This is a genomic window from Acinetobacter sp. GG2 (genome assembly GCF_000292385.1).
Classification (GTDB): Bacteria; Pseudomonadota; Gammaproteobacteria; order Pseudomonadales; family Moraxellaceae; genus Acinetobacter; species Acinetobacter seifertii.
In genome coordinates this window covers 42,431-54,952 of the sequence record NZ_ALOW01000019.1, presented here as the reverse complement: position 1 = coordinate 54,952, position 12,522 = coordinate 42,431, and the positions used below count along the sequence as shown (strand labels likewise).

At 41.9% G+C, this 12,522-nt stretch carries 8 protein-coding genes and 1 tRNA gene; all 9 read left to right on the top strand.

What is annotated here, in order from left to right:
• The first annotated feature begins 80 nt into the window (after positions 1–80).
• Positions 81–156 (top strand) — tRNA-Trp (locus B554_RS0102115).
• Between the two features lie 75 nt (positions 157–231).
• Entirely contained in the window at positions 232–672 is a 441-nt protein-coding gene (gene secE, locus B554_RS0102110) for a preprotein translocase subunit SecE (protein WP_004699177.1), read from the top strand.
• Between the two features lie 7 nt (positions 673–679).
• Positions 680–1,213, top strand: coding sequence for a transcription termination/antitermination protein NusG (nusG, locus tag B554_RS0102105; protein ID WP_003654499.1), 534 nt, complete (start codon positions 680–682; stop codon positions 1,211–1,213).
• Between the two features lie 109 nt (positions 1,214–1,322).
• Entirely contained in the window at positions 1,323–1,751 is a 429-nt protein-coding gene (rplK, locus tag B554_RS0102100; RefSeq protein ID WP_001074682.1) for a 50S ribosomal protein L11, read from the top strand.
• Positions 1,752–1,754: 3 nt separating this feature from the next.
• Positions 1,755–2,450, top strand: a complete 696-nt coding sequence (gene rplA, locus B554_RS0102095) for a 50S ribosomal protein L1 (protein ID WP_019456806.1) — start codon at positions 1,755–1,757, stop codon at positions 2,448–2,450.
• 319 nt (positions 2,451–2,769) lie between these two features.
• On the top strand, positions 2,770–3,276 hold the full coding sequence (gene rplJ / locus B554_RS0102090; protein ID WP_002157004.1) for a 50S ribosomal protein L10: 507 nt from the start codon (positions 2,770–2,772) through the stop codon (positions 3,274–3,276).
• Between the two features lie 42 nt (positions 3,277–3,318).
• Positions 3,319–3,690 (top strand): 50S ribosomal protein L7/L12, encoded by a 372-nt coding sequence (rplL, locus tag B554_RS0102085; protein WP_001229360.1) that lies wholly within the window; start codon positions 3,319–3,321, stop codon positions 3,688–3,690.
• A 304-nt stretch (positions 3,691–3,994) separates the two neighbouring features.
• The gene (gene rpoB, locus B554_RS0102080; protein WP_004699165.1) at positions 3,995–8,083 is read left to right on the top strand and encodes a DNA-directed RNA polymerase subunit beta; all 4,089 of its coding nucleotides are present in this window, start codon (positions 3,995–3,997) and stop codon (positions 8,081–8,083) included.
• A gap of 86 nt (positions 8,084–8,169) precedes the next feature.
• Positions 8,170–12,363 carry a DNA-directed RNA polymerase subunit beta' gene (gene rpoC, locus B554_RS0102075; RefSeq protein ID WP_019456804.1) on the top strand — a complete coding sequence of 1,398 codons (4,194 nt, stop codon included), beginning with the start codon at positions 8,170–8,172 and terminating at the stop codon, positions 12,361–12,363.
• Positions 12,364–12,522 lie beyond the last annotated feature (159 nt).

The window sequence follows — 12,522 nt, the reverse complement described above, 5'->3', positions numbered from 1 at the left end:
TTGCGAAAGTAACTGCATAAGCATAATATAGTGACGGATTACGTCTCAAGTTGAGGGCTTTGGCTCTCAACTTGCATTATAGGTCAGTAGTTCAATTGGTAGAGCGTCGGTCTCCAAAACCGAATGTTGGGGGTTCGAGTCCCTCCTGACCTGCCATATTTTGAAATAAAAAGCTTGATGCTGGCTTAGTTGTTCATATAATAAGTCGCGAGTTCTACGACGAGTACAAAAATGTCGAATGATAAATCGCGTGACGCATTGAGCGACGCGCCAATTCCTCAAAGAAATAATTCTGCTGAAGTTGTTCGTTCTGGTTCGCCTCTAGATATTGTTCTATGGGTGATTGCAATTGCATTGTTGCTTTCGGCTACTATGGTGAATCAGCACTTGCCAGCGTATTGGGCACCTGCAAATAATGTTTGGGTCCGCGTTGGTGCAATTTTAGCTTGTATCGTTGTGGCTTTAGGTTTATTATACGCCACCCATCAAGGTAAAGGCTTCGTTCGTTTGCTAAAAGATGCACGAGTCGAATTGCGTCGAGTAACTTGGCCAACAAAACAAGAAACAGTCACCACATCGTGGCAGGTTCTATTGGTTGTAGTTGTTGCATCATTGGTTTTATGGTGCTTTGACTATGGTTTGGGTTGGTTAATTAAGTTGATTATCGGGTAAAAGAGCTATGAAACGTTGGTACATTATTCATGCCTACTCTGGCTATGAAAAACAAGTGTTGCGTTCGCTTACAGAACGAATCCAGCGTAGCGCTGTTGCTGATAGCTTTGGTGATGTCCTTGTTCCTACCGAAGAAGTGGTAGAAATGAAGGATGGTAAGAAACGTAAGTCTGAGCGTAAATTCTTTCCTGGCTATGTGTTAGTTGAAATGGAAATGAATGACGATACTTGGCATATTGTTAAAGAATGTCCGAAAGTATTAGGTTTTATCGGTGGTACACCTGAAAAACCTGCGCCAATCACTCAACGTGAAGCAGATGCGATTCTTGCGCGTGTACGTAATACTGGTGAAGCTCCACGTCCTAAGACGATGTTTGAACCAGGTGAAGAATTACTCGTTATTGATGGCCCATTCACTGACTTTAAGGGTGTGGTGGAAGAGGTTCAATACGAAAAGTCACGTTTAACGTTGACGATTAATGTATTTAATCGACCAACTCAGGTTGAACTCGAATTTCGTCAAGTCGAAAAAACGATTTAATCTCAATTGGTTGAAAAGCGCCCGATTTTATCGGGCATTGTTGTTGTAACAGTAGTGTTGCGTAAAGATTGGGGAGCCTAGCGGCGTTTGTACCCAGAGGTATTTTAAAATGGCTAAGAAGATTGACGGCTATATCAAGCTGCAAGTTCCAGCTGGTAAAGCAAATCCATCTCCACCAATTGGTCCTGCATTAGGTCAACGTGGTGTAAACATCATGGCATTCTGTAAAGAATTCAATGCTGCTACACAAAAAGTTGAACCAGGTCTTCCAATTCCTGTAGTGATTACTGTGTACAACGACAAGTCGTTCACATTCATCATGAAAACTCCTCCAGCTTCTATTCTTCTTAAGAAAGCTGCTGGTATCCAAAAGGGTTCATCTGTACCAAACAAAACTAAAGTTGGTAAGTTGACTCGTGCTCAGTTAGAAGAAATTGCGACTACTAAAGAGCCAGATTTAACTGGTGCTGATTTAGACGCACGTGTTCGTACCATCGCTGGTTCTGCACGTTCTATGGGCTTGGAAGTGGAGCTATAAGACATGGCAAAGTTAACTAAACGTCAAAAAGCCATTGCTGCTGCTGTTGAAGCAAACAAAGTTTACACTTTGGAAGAAGCGGTAGAAGTTCTTAACAGCCTACCTGCTGCAAAATTCAAAGAATCTTTGGATGTTGCTGTAAATCTTGGTGTAGACCCACGTAAATCTGATCAGGTTGTTCGTGGTGCTACTACATTACCTGCAGGTACTGGTAAAACTGTACGTGTAGCTGTATTTGCTCAAGGCGCTCAAGCAGAAGCTGCTAAAGAAGCTGGTGCTGATGTTGTAGGTTTTGATGACCTTGCTGAAAGCATCCAAGGTGGAAACCTTGACTTTGATGTTGTGATCGCTGCTCCAGACGCTATGCGTGTTGTTGGTAAGCTCGGTACAATTCTTGGTCCACGTGGTTTAATGCCAAACCCTAAAGTAGGTACTGTAACTCCTGATGTTGCGAATGCTGTTAAAAACGCAAAATCTGGTCAGGCTCGTTACCGTGTAGACAAAGCGGGTATTATCCACGCTGCGATTGGTCAAGTTGGCTTTGATGCTGCTGCAATCCGCCAAAACGTTGAAACTTTAGTTGCTGACTTGAAAAAGTTAAAACCTGCAACTTCTAAAGGTGTATACATCAAAAAGATCACTTTGAGCTCAACTATGGGTCCTGGTCTTACTGTTGATGTAAACAACGTTTCTAACTAAGTTTTAACTTAGTTCTGTACAGAATTTTAAAGTCCTGATTGAGTAGGTAGCAAAAATAGAAATAAATTTTTATTTTTGCGCAGTTAAAGCAACGCTTTGACTCTTGCTTATCAGGCGGACTTTGAATTGATGAATGAGAATTTATCAGCGTCAAAGACCTCAGGCGAGAAGGCGTTATTTTCGGATAGCGGCTTTTCTTAATAATCCAGCCTGCGTAGACGCGGTGGTGTGATTTGTTCCTCCTCCGCGTGTAAGTCGAAAGGCTTACGAATTGGGAGTGTGCCCATTGGGTGCATAAATCACCTTAGGAGGTTTTACAATGGCTCTTCTTATCGAAGACAAAAAACAGATCGTTTCAGAAGTAAGTGAAGTTGCTTCTAAAGCGTTTGCAGCCGTTGTTGCTGACTATCAAGGTTTAAGCGTAGAGCAATTAACAACACTTCGTGTTGAAGCTCGTAAGTTAGGTGTAACTACACGTATCGTACGTAACACTTTGGCTAAGCGCGCATTCCAAGGTACTCAATTTGATATCTTGAACGACAACCTTGTTGGTCCAACAATTCTAGGTTTTTCAACTTCTGAAGATGACATGGGTGCAGCTGCACGCTTGTTTGAAGAATTTGCAAAAACTAACAAAGCATTTGAATTAAAAGCTGCTGCATTTGACGGCAAAGTTTATCAAGGTGCTGATGTTAGCGTAATTGCTAATCTTCCAAACCAAGAGAAAGCGCTTACTATGCTTGCCTCTGTTCTTCAAGCTCCTATTTCGAAATTGGGTCGCCTCATTACAGCGCTCAAAGAGAAAAACGAGTCAGAAGCTGCTTAATCAATTTTACACACCATTCAATATCCATTTGGAGTTATTCTCATGGCTTTAACTAACGAAGAAATCTTAAACGCAGTTGCTGAAAAAACTGTTCTTGAACTTGTTGAATTAATCTCTGCTTTCGAAGAGAAATTCAACGTTTCAGCTGCAGCTGTTGCTGTTGCTGCTCCAGCTGGTGGCGCTGCTGCAGCTGCTGAAGAACAATCTGAATTCAACGTTGAGTTGACTTCTTTCGGTGCTAACAAAGTAGCTGTTATTAAAGCAGTTCGTGAAGCAACTGGCCTTGGTCTTAAAGAAGCTAAAGACCTAGTTGAAGGTGCTCCTCAAGTTCTTAAAGAAGGCGTTTCTAAAGAAGAAGGCGAAGAACTTAAGAAGAAACTTGAAGAAGCTGGTGCTACAGTTACACTTAAGTAATTGTAAAAGGAGTCGGTTTTTAAATCGGCTCCATAAAATGGCTGATGGCTCTTGGGTCATCAGCCTTTTTGCGTTACAATAATCGGCTCGATTTTTGTTAGTTTTGTTTATTTTTTAGAAAAAACTAAATAAATCAATTAATTTCAAATGCTTACCAATATTTTTCTTTTTAAAAAATATTGTTAAGTGTTTTAGTACCACTAAAAGTTGCAGCATTTGTAAGCAGTGGTGGCCATATCGGCCTGTGTAATTCCTTCTGAGCCCGTTCTGCAGGCGGGCTTGGTTTACTTTCCGAGGACTCCAGATGGCATACTCATATACCGAAAAGAAACGGATCCGTAAGAATTTTGGTAAGTTGCCCCAAGTAATGGAAGCACCGTACTTACTCTCGATTCAGGTCGATTCGTATAGAACGTTCTTGCAAGGTGGCAAATCTCCAAAAAACCGTGAAGATATCGGTCTCCAGGCCGCATTTCGTTCAGTTTTTCCTATAGAAAGTTATTCTGGCAATGCTGCTTTAGAATTTGTTGAGTATAGCCTTGGTAAGCCTGAGTTTGATGTGCGTGAATGTATTTTACGTGGTTCGACTTATGCGGCACCAATGCGCGTAAAAATTCGTTTGATTATTAAAGATCGCGAAACTAAATCAATTAAAGACGTACGTGAACAAGAAGTCTACATGGGTGAAATGCCACTCATGACTGAAAATGGTACCTTTGTAATCAATGGTACTGAGCGTGTAATCGTATCTCAATTACACCGTTCACCAGGTGTGTTCTTCGACCATGATAAAGGTAAAACTCACTCAAGTGGTAAAGTGTTGTATTCAGCACGTATCATTCCTTACCGTGGTTCATGGTTAGACTTCGAGTTCGATGCAAAAGATCTAGTTTACGTACGTATTGACCGTCGTCGTAAATTACTTGCTACTGTTGTGTTACGTGCACTAGGTTATAACAATGAACAAATCTTGAATTTGTTCTACGAAAAAGTACCTGTGTACCTAGACATGGGTAGTTATCAAATTGACCTTGTTCCTGAGCGTTTACGTGGTGAAATGGCTCAATTTGATATTACTGACAATGAAGGTAAAGTCATTGTTGAGCAAGGTAAACGTATTAACGCGCGCCATGTACGTCAAATGGAAGCTTCAGGTTTAACTAAGCTTTCAGTTCCTGATGAATACTTATATGAGCGTATTACTGCTGAAGATATTACTTTACGTGATGGTGAAGTAATTGCTGCGAATACGTTATTAAGCCATGAAGTGATGGTGAAGTTAGCGGAAGGTGGTGTTAAGCAATTTAACATCCTGTTCACAAACGACATCGATCGTGGTTCTTTTGTTGCTGATACATTGCGTGCAGACACAACAGCAGGACGTGAAGAAGCTTTAGTTGAAATTTATAAAGTAATGCGTCCAGGCGAGCCGCCAACAAAAGAAGCTGCTGAAAACTTATTCAACAACTTATTCTTCTCTTCTGAGCGTTATGACTTATCTCCAGTAGGTCGTATGAAGTTCAACCGTCGTTTAGGTCGTCCTTACGAAGTTGGTACTGATCAAAAGTCTCGTGAAGTTGAAGGTATTTTGTCGCACGAAGATATCATCGATGTATTACGTACATTGGTTGAAATCCGTAACGGTAAAGGCGAAGTAGACGATATCGACCATTTAGGTAACCGTCGTGTACGTTCTGTTGGTGAAATGACAGAGAACCAATTCCGTGTTGGTTTAGTTCGTGTTGAGCGTGCTGTTAAAGAACGTTTAAGCCAAGCAGAAACAGATAACTTGTCTCCACAAGACTTGATTAACGCTAAGCCAGTTGCTGCGGCAATCAAAGAATTCTTTGGTTCAAGCCAATTATCTCAGTTCATGGACCAAAATAACCCATTATCTGAGATTACACATAAGCGTCGTGTATCTGCGCTTGGTCCTGGTGGTTTAACACGTGAGCGTGCTGGCTTCGAAGTACGTGACGTACATCAAACTCACTATGGTCGTGTTTGTCCAATTGAAACTCCTGAAGGTCCAAACATTGGTTTGATCAACTCGCTTTCTGTATATGCAAAAGCGAATGATTTCGGTTTCTTGGAAACACCTTACCGCCGAGTTGTAGATGGTCGTGTAACTGATGCGGTTGAATATTTATCTGCTATTGAAGAAGTAGGCACTGTTATTGCACAGGCCGATTCTGCTGTAGATAAAGATGGCAACTTAACAGAAGACTTCGTTTCTGTTCGTCACCAAGGTGAATTCGTACGTATGCCACCTGAAAAAGTGACGCATATGGACGTTTCTGCACAGCAGGTTGTATCTGTTGCTGCATCACTTATTCCATTCCTTGAACACGATGACGCGAACCGTGCATTGATGGGTTCGAACATGCAACGTCAGGCTGTTCCTACTTTACGTGCTGACAAGCCACTTGTTGGTACTGGTATGGAAGCGAACGTAGCACGTGACTCTGGTGTGTGTGTAATCGCAAATCGTGGTGGTGCAATTGAATTTGTAGATGCTTCTCGTATCGTTATTCGTGTAAACGAAGATGAAATGGTTGCTGGTGAGGCGGGTGTAGATATCTATAACCTCATCAAATATACACGTTCGAACCAAAATACTTGTATTAACCAAAATGTTATCGTGAATTTGGGCGACAAAGTTGCTCGTGGTGACATCTTGGCAGACGGTCCGTCTACAGACATGGGTGAACTTGCGCTTGGTCAAAACATGCGTGTAGCGTTCATGACATGGAATGGTTACAACTATGAAGACTCGATCTTGTTATCTGAGCGTGTTCTTCAAGAAGACCGTTTAACTTCTATTCATATTCAAGAATTGTCATGTGTAGCACGTGATACTAAGTTAGGTGCAGAAGAAATTACTGCCGATATTCCTAATGTAGGTGAAGCTGCGCTTTCTAAACTTGATGAGTCAGGTATCGTTTATATCGGTGCTGAAGTTACTGCTGGTGACATCTTAGTTGGTAAAGTAACGCCTAAAGGCGAAACTCAGTTAACTCCTGAAGAAAAATTGCTTCGCGCAATCTTTGGTGAAAAAGCTGCTGACGTTAAAGATTCATCTTTACGTGTTCCATCTGGTACTAAAGGTACAGTTATCGATGTTCAAGTCTTCACTCGTGATGGCTTAGAGAAAGATGACCGTGCATTAGCGATTGAAAAAGCACAGCTTGATTCTTACCGTAAAGACTTGAAAGAAGAATATAAAATCTTCGAAGAAGCGGCTCGTGAACGTGTAATTCGTTTACTTAAAGGCCAAGAGTCTAATGGCGGTGGTTCAACTAAACGCGGTGATAAACTTTCTGAAGATTTATTATCTGGTTTAGAGCTTGTTGATTTACTTGAAATCCAACCAACAGATGAAGCAATCGCTGAGCGTTTAACTCAAATTCAAGTGTTCTTGAAAGAGAAGAGCGCAGAAATCGATGAGAAATTTGCTGAGAAGAAACGTAAGCTTGCAACAGGTGACGAGTTAACAACTGGTGTATTGAAAGTTGTTAAGGTTTACCTAGCTGTTAAACGTCGTATTCAACCTGGTGATAAGATGGCTGGTCGTCACGGGAACAAGGGTGTTGTTTCTAACATCTTACCTGTTGAAGACATGCCACACGATGCTAACGGTGTGCCAGTAGATATCGTATTGAACCCACTGGGTGTACCATCTCGTATGAACGTGGGTCAGATTCTTGAGACTCACTTGGGTATGGCGGCTAGAGGGCTTGGTGACAAAATCGAAAAAATGTTGAAAGAACAACGTACAGTTTTAGAGCTACGTGAATTCTTAGACAAGATTTATAACAAAGTCGGTGGCGAGCAAGAAGATCTTGATAGCTTAACGGATGATGAAATCCTAGCACTTTCAGGCAACTTGCGCGCTGGTGTGCCTTTGGCTACTCCAGTATTTGATGGTGCTGAAGAAAGTCAAATTAAAGATTTACTTGAATTAGCTGACATTTCACGTACAGGTCAAACAGTATTGTTTGACGGACGTACAGGTGAACAGTTCGATCGTCCAGTAACTGTTGGTTACATGTACATGCTTAAGTTGAACCACTTGGTTGATGACAAGATGCATGCGCGTTCAACTGGTTCTTACTCACTTGTTACACAACAGCCGCTTGGTGGTAAAGCACAATTCGGTGGTCAGCGTTTCGGTGAGATGGAAGTATGGGCACTTGAAGCATACGGTGCAGCATATACCCTTCAAGAAATGCTTACAGTGAAGTCGGATGACGTTGAAGGACGTACTCGCATCTATAAGAATATTGTAGATGGTAACCATTATATGGATCCGGGTATGCCTGAATCGTTCAACGTATTGACCAAAGAGATCCGTTCTTTAGGTATCAACATTGAACTGAAAAATGGTGACTAAGTCGTAAGACTCACGATTTTTTAGGAAAAAACAATATTTGTGACCCAGTCGGGTAAGCGAGGCTTCCCGACACACGGAGAAAAAAATTGAAAGACTTGCTCGATATCATGCGTAAGAAAACGGATTCAGATGGTCATGCACCAATTGAGTTCGACCGTATCCGTATTGGTCTTGCGTCACCAGAAATGATTAAGTCATGGTCTCATGGTGAAGTTAAAAAACCTGAGACAATCAACTACCGTACGTTCAAACCAGAACGTGATGGTTTATTCTGTGCCAAAATCTTTGGTCCAGTAAAAGATTACGAATGCTTGTGTGGTAAATACAAGCGTATGAAATATAAAGGCGTCATTTGTGAAAAATGTGGCGTTGAAGTAACTACAGCGAAAGTTCGTCGTGAACGTATGGGTCACATCGAACTTGCTTCACCAGTTGCTCATATCTGGTTCTTAAAATCGTTACCAAGCCGTATCGGTTTATTACTTGATATGACTCTTCGTGATATCGAACGCGTGTTGTATTTCGAATCATACGTTGTTACTGATCCTGGCATGACGCCATTTGAAAAGTATCAACTTCTTAATGATGAAGAATACTTTACAGCTCTAGAAGAGCACGGTGACGAATTTGTTGCAAAAATGGGTGCGGAAGCTGTTCAGGACTTGTTGAAAGACATCGATCTTGAAGCTGAAATTTCACGTTTGCGTGAAGAAATTCCTCAAACAACTTCTGAAACGAAGTTGAAAAAAGCGTCTAAGCGCTTGAAATTGATGGAAGCATTCAAAGATTCAAACAACAAGCCTGAATGGATGGTAATGAATGTACTTCCGGTGCTTCCACCAGATTTACGTCCATTAGTTCCACTTGAAGGTGGTCGTTTTGCGACTTCTGATTTGAGCGATTTATATCGTCGTGTGATTAACCGTAACAACCGTTTGAAGCGTCTTCTTGACCTTGCAGCACCAGACATTATCGTACGTAACGAAAAACGTATGTTACAAGAGTCTGTAGATGCATTGCTTGATAACGGTCGTCGTGGTCGTGCAATCACTGGTTCTAACAAACGTCCATTAAAATCTTTGGCAGACATGATCAAAGGTAAGCAAGGTCGTTTCCGTCAGAACTTGTTAGGTAAGCGTGTTGACTATTCTGGTCGTTCGGTAATTACTGTAGGTCCTACTTTACGTCTTCACCAATGTGGTCTTCCGAAGAAAATGGCACTTGAATTATTCAAACCATTTATTTTCGCGAAACTACAAGCTTCAGGTCAGGCAACAACCATTAAAGCTGCGAAGAAAATGGTTGAACGTGAAACTCCAGAAGTTTGGGACGTTCTTGCATCTGTAATTCGTCAACATCCAGTGATGTTGAACCGTGCGCCAACACTTCACCGTTTAGGTCTTCAAGCATTTGAACCTATTCTTATTGAAGGTAAGGCAATCCGTCTTCACCCACTCGTTTGTGCTGCGTTTAACGCCGACTTCGACGGTGACCAAATGGCGGTACACGTTCCATTGACACTTGAAGCACAGTTAGAAGCTCGTGCATTGATGATGTCAACAAACAACATCTTGTCACCAGCAAACGGTGAGCCAATCATCGTTCCTTCTCAGGACGTTGTCTTGGGTCTTTACTACATCACTCGTGATGCAGTAAATGCCAAAGGTGAAGGCATGGTGTTTGCTGATACTCACGAAGTAAACCGTGCACTTGCAACTGGTCAAGTTGCGATTCATGCGCGTGTTAAAGTGCGTGTGCATCAAACTGTTATCAATGAAAATGGTGAACGTGAACACCAAACGATTATCGTTGATACAACACCAGGTCGTTGTTTACTTTGGGAAGTTGTTCCACAAGGTTTAAGTTTTGACATGATCAACCTTGAGATGACTAAAAAGAACATCTCTAAGTTAATCAACTCTTGCTACCGTAAACTTGGTTTGAAAGATACAGTTATCTTTGCTGACCAGTTAATGTACTTGGGCTTCCGTCAAGCGACTCGTTCAGGTGTATCTGTAGGTATGGAAGACATGCTTATTCCACCTACAAAACACACAATTATTGATAAAGCGGAAACAGAAGTTCGTGAAATCGAACAACAGTTCGAACAAGGTTTCGTAACTGCTGGTGAACGTTATAACAAAGTTGTCGATATCTGGGCGCGTACAAACGACCAAGTTGCGAAAGCGATGATGGATAACTTGTCTTACACTGTTGTTAAAAACAAACAAGGTGAAGATGAGAAGCAAAAATCATTCAACAGCATTTACATGATGTCTGATTCTGGTGCCCGTGGTAGTGCGGCACAGATTCGTCAGCTTGCTGGTATGCGTGGTTTGATGGCAAAACCGGATGGCTCGATTATTGAGACACCGATTAAAGCGAACTTCCGTGAAGGTTTAACAGTACTTCAGTACTTTATTTCGACACACGGTGCGCGTAAAGGTTTGGCCGATACAGCATTAAAAACTGCGAACTCTGGTTACTTGACTCGTCGTCTTGTAGACGTAGCGCAAGATTTAGTAATTACCGAACCTGACTGTGGTACAGCGGGTGGTTTGGTGATGACTCCATTCATTCAAGGTGGTGATGTCATCGAGCCATTACGTGACCGCGTATTAGGTCGTGTAACTGCTGAAGATGTACGTCGTGCATCTGATGATGAAGTTGTATTACCTCGTGGTACGTTAATTGATGAGAAAATCGCAGCTCAGCTTGAAGAAGCTGGTGTCGATGAAGTTAAAGTACGTTCAGTAATCGCATGTGAATCTACATTCGGTGTATGTGCTCGTTGTTACGGTCGTGACCTTGCACGTGGTCACTTGGTGAACCCAGGTGAATCAGTAGGTGTAATGGCTGCGCAATCAATTGGTGAGCCAGGTACACAGTTAACGATGCGTACGTTCCACGTTGGTGGTGCTGCGAGCCGAACTTCTGCTGCAAACAGTGTTCAAGTACGTAACAAAGGTACTGTACGTTTCCACAACGTGAAAACTGTACAACATGCGAAAGGTCATTTAGTTTCAGTTTCACGTTCAGGTGAAATTGGTATTGCTGATGAGCTAGGTCGTGAGCGCGAACGTTATAAACTTCCTTACGGTGCAAGCATCTTGTTGAAAGATGGTGAAATGGTTGAGGCTGGTGGTATCGTTGCAACTTGGGATCCGCATACGCATCCATTAGTAACAGAAGTTGCTGGTAAAGCACGTTTCAGCCAAATTGCTGATGGTGTAACTGCAACATCGAAAACTGATGATGCAACCGGTATGACAACTGTTGAAATCTTACCTGTAACAGCACGTCCTGCTTCTGGTAAAGATTTACGTCCAGCAATCGTATTAGATATGACTGATGGCACTGAACAGTTCTACTTCTTACCACAAAATACAATTGTAACTGTCCGTGATGGCGAAACAATTGGTGTGGGTGACGTTATCGGTCGTGTACCACAAGAAACATCGCGTACTCGTGATATTACCGGTGGTCTTCCGCGTGTTGCTGACTTGTTCGAAGCGCGTAAACCTAAAGAGCATGCAATCTTGGCAGAAGTGTCTGGTATCGTAAGCTTTGGTAAAGAGACTAAAGGTAAGAACCGTTTAGTGATTACACCAGATGACGGCTCTGAAATTTACGAAGAGTTGATTCCAAAATGGCGTCAAATCAACGTGTTTGAAGGCGAGCATGTGAACCGTGGTGAAACTATTTCTGATGGTCCACAAAACCCGCATGACATCTTACGTTTGAAAGGTGAAGTTGCATTAACAAACTACATCGTGAACGAAGTTCAAGACGTTTACCGTCTCCAAGGTGTAAAAATCAACGATAAGCACATTGAAGTTATCGTACGTCAAATGTTGCGTAAAGTTGATATCACTGATGGTGGCGATACAAGCTTTATCAAAGGCGAGCAAGTGGATTACATCCGCGTTGTTCAAGAGAACCAAGCTGTATTGGCTCAGAACAAGTTCCCAGCTAAGTTTGAACGTCAATTGATGGGTATTACGAAAGCATCGCTTTCTACTGACTCGTTCATCTCTGCTGCATCGTTCCAGGAAACAACTCGTGTGTTAACTGAAGCTGCTGTAACAGGTAAAGAAGATGATTTACGTGGCTTGAAAGAAAACGTTGTTGTGGGCCGCTTGATTCCAGCTGGTACTGGTCTTGCGTACCACTTAGAGCGTCGTCGTCAAGAAGCAGAAGCTGCAGAACATGAGCTTCATAATGACTTCAGTGAAGTAGACCAAGCATTTAGCCAAGCATTAAACTCAGAACAATTCTAAGTTTAGATTGGCATTAAAAAAGGCACCTTAGGGTGCCTTTTTTATTTAAAGTTATTTAACAATTTTAAGTTGTAATTACATAAGAATATTAAAGAGCAAATATTTTATTACTTAAGCGGGATAAAGACTCCACATAAGCAAATTAGGCTACCTACTTAT

What these genes read in the sequence shown, in the direction of transcription:
- secE (WP_004699177.1), top strand. Translation starts at nt 232, where the DNA reads ATGTCGAATGATAAATCGCGTGACGCATTGAGCGACGCGCCAATTCCT.
- nusG (WP_003654499.1), top strand. Translation starts at nt 680, where the DNA reads ATGAAACGTTGGTACATTATTCATGCCTACTCTGGCTATGAAAAACAA.
- rplK (WP_001074682.1), top strand. Translation starts at nt 1,323, where the DNA reads ATGGCTAAGAAGATTGACGGCTATATCAAGCTGCAAGTTCCAGCTGGT.
- rplA (WP_019456806.1), top strand. Translation starts at nt 1,755, where the DNA reads ATGGCAAAGTTAACTAAACGTCAAAAAGCCATTGCTGCTGCTGTTGAA.
- rplJ (WP_002157004.1), top strand. Translation starts at nt 2,770, where the DNA reads ATGGCTCTTCTTATCGAAGACAAAAAACAGATCGTTTCAGAAGTAAGT.
- rplL (WP_001229360.1), top strand. Translation starts at nt 3,319, where the DNA reads ATGGCTTTAACTAACGAAGAAATCTTAAACGCAGTTGCTGAAAAAACT.
- rpoB (WP_004699165.1), top strand. Translation starts at nt 3,995, where the DNA reads ATGGCATACTCATATACCGAAAAGAAACGGATCCGTAAGAATTTTGGT.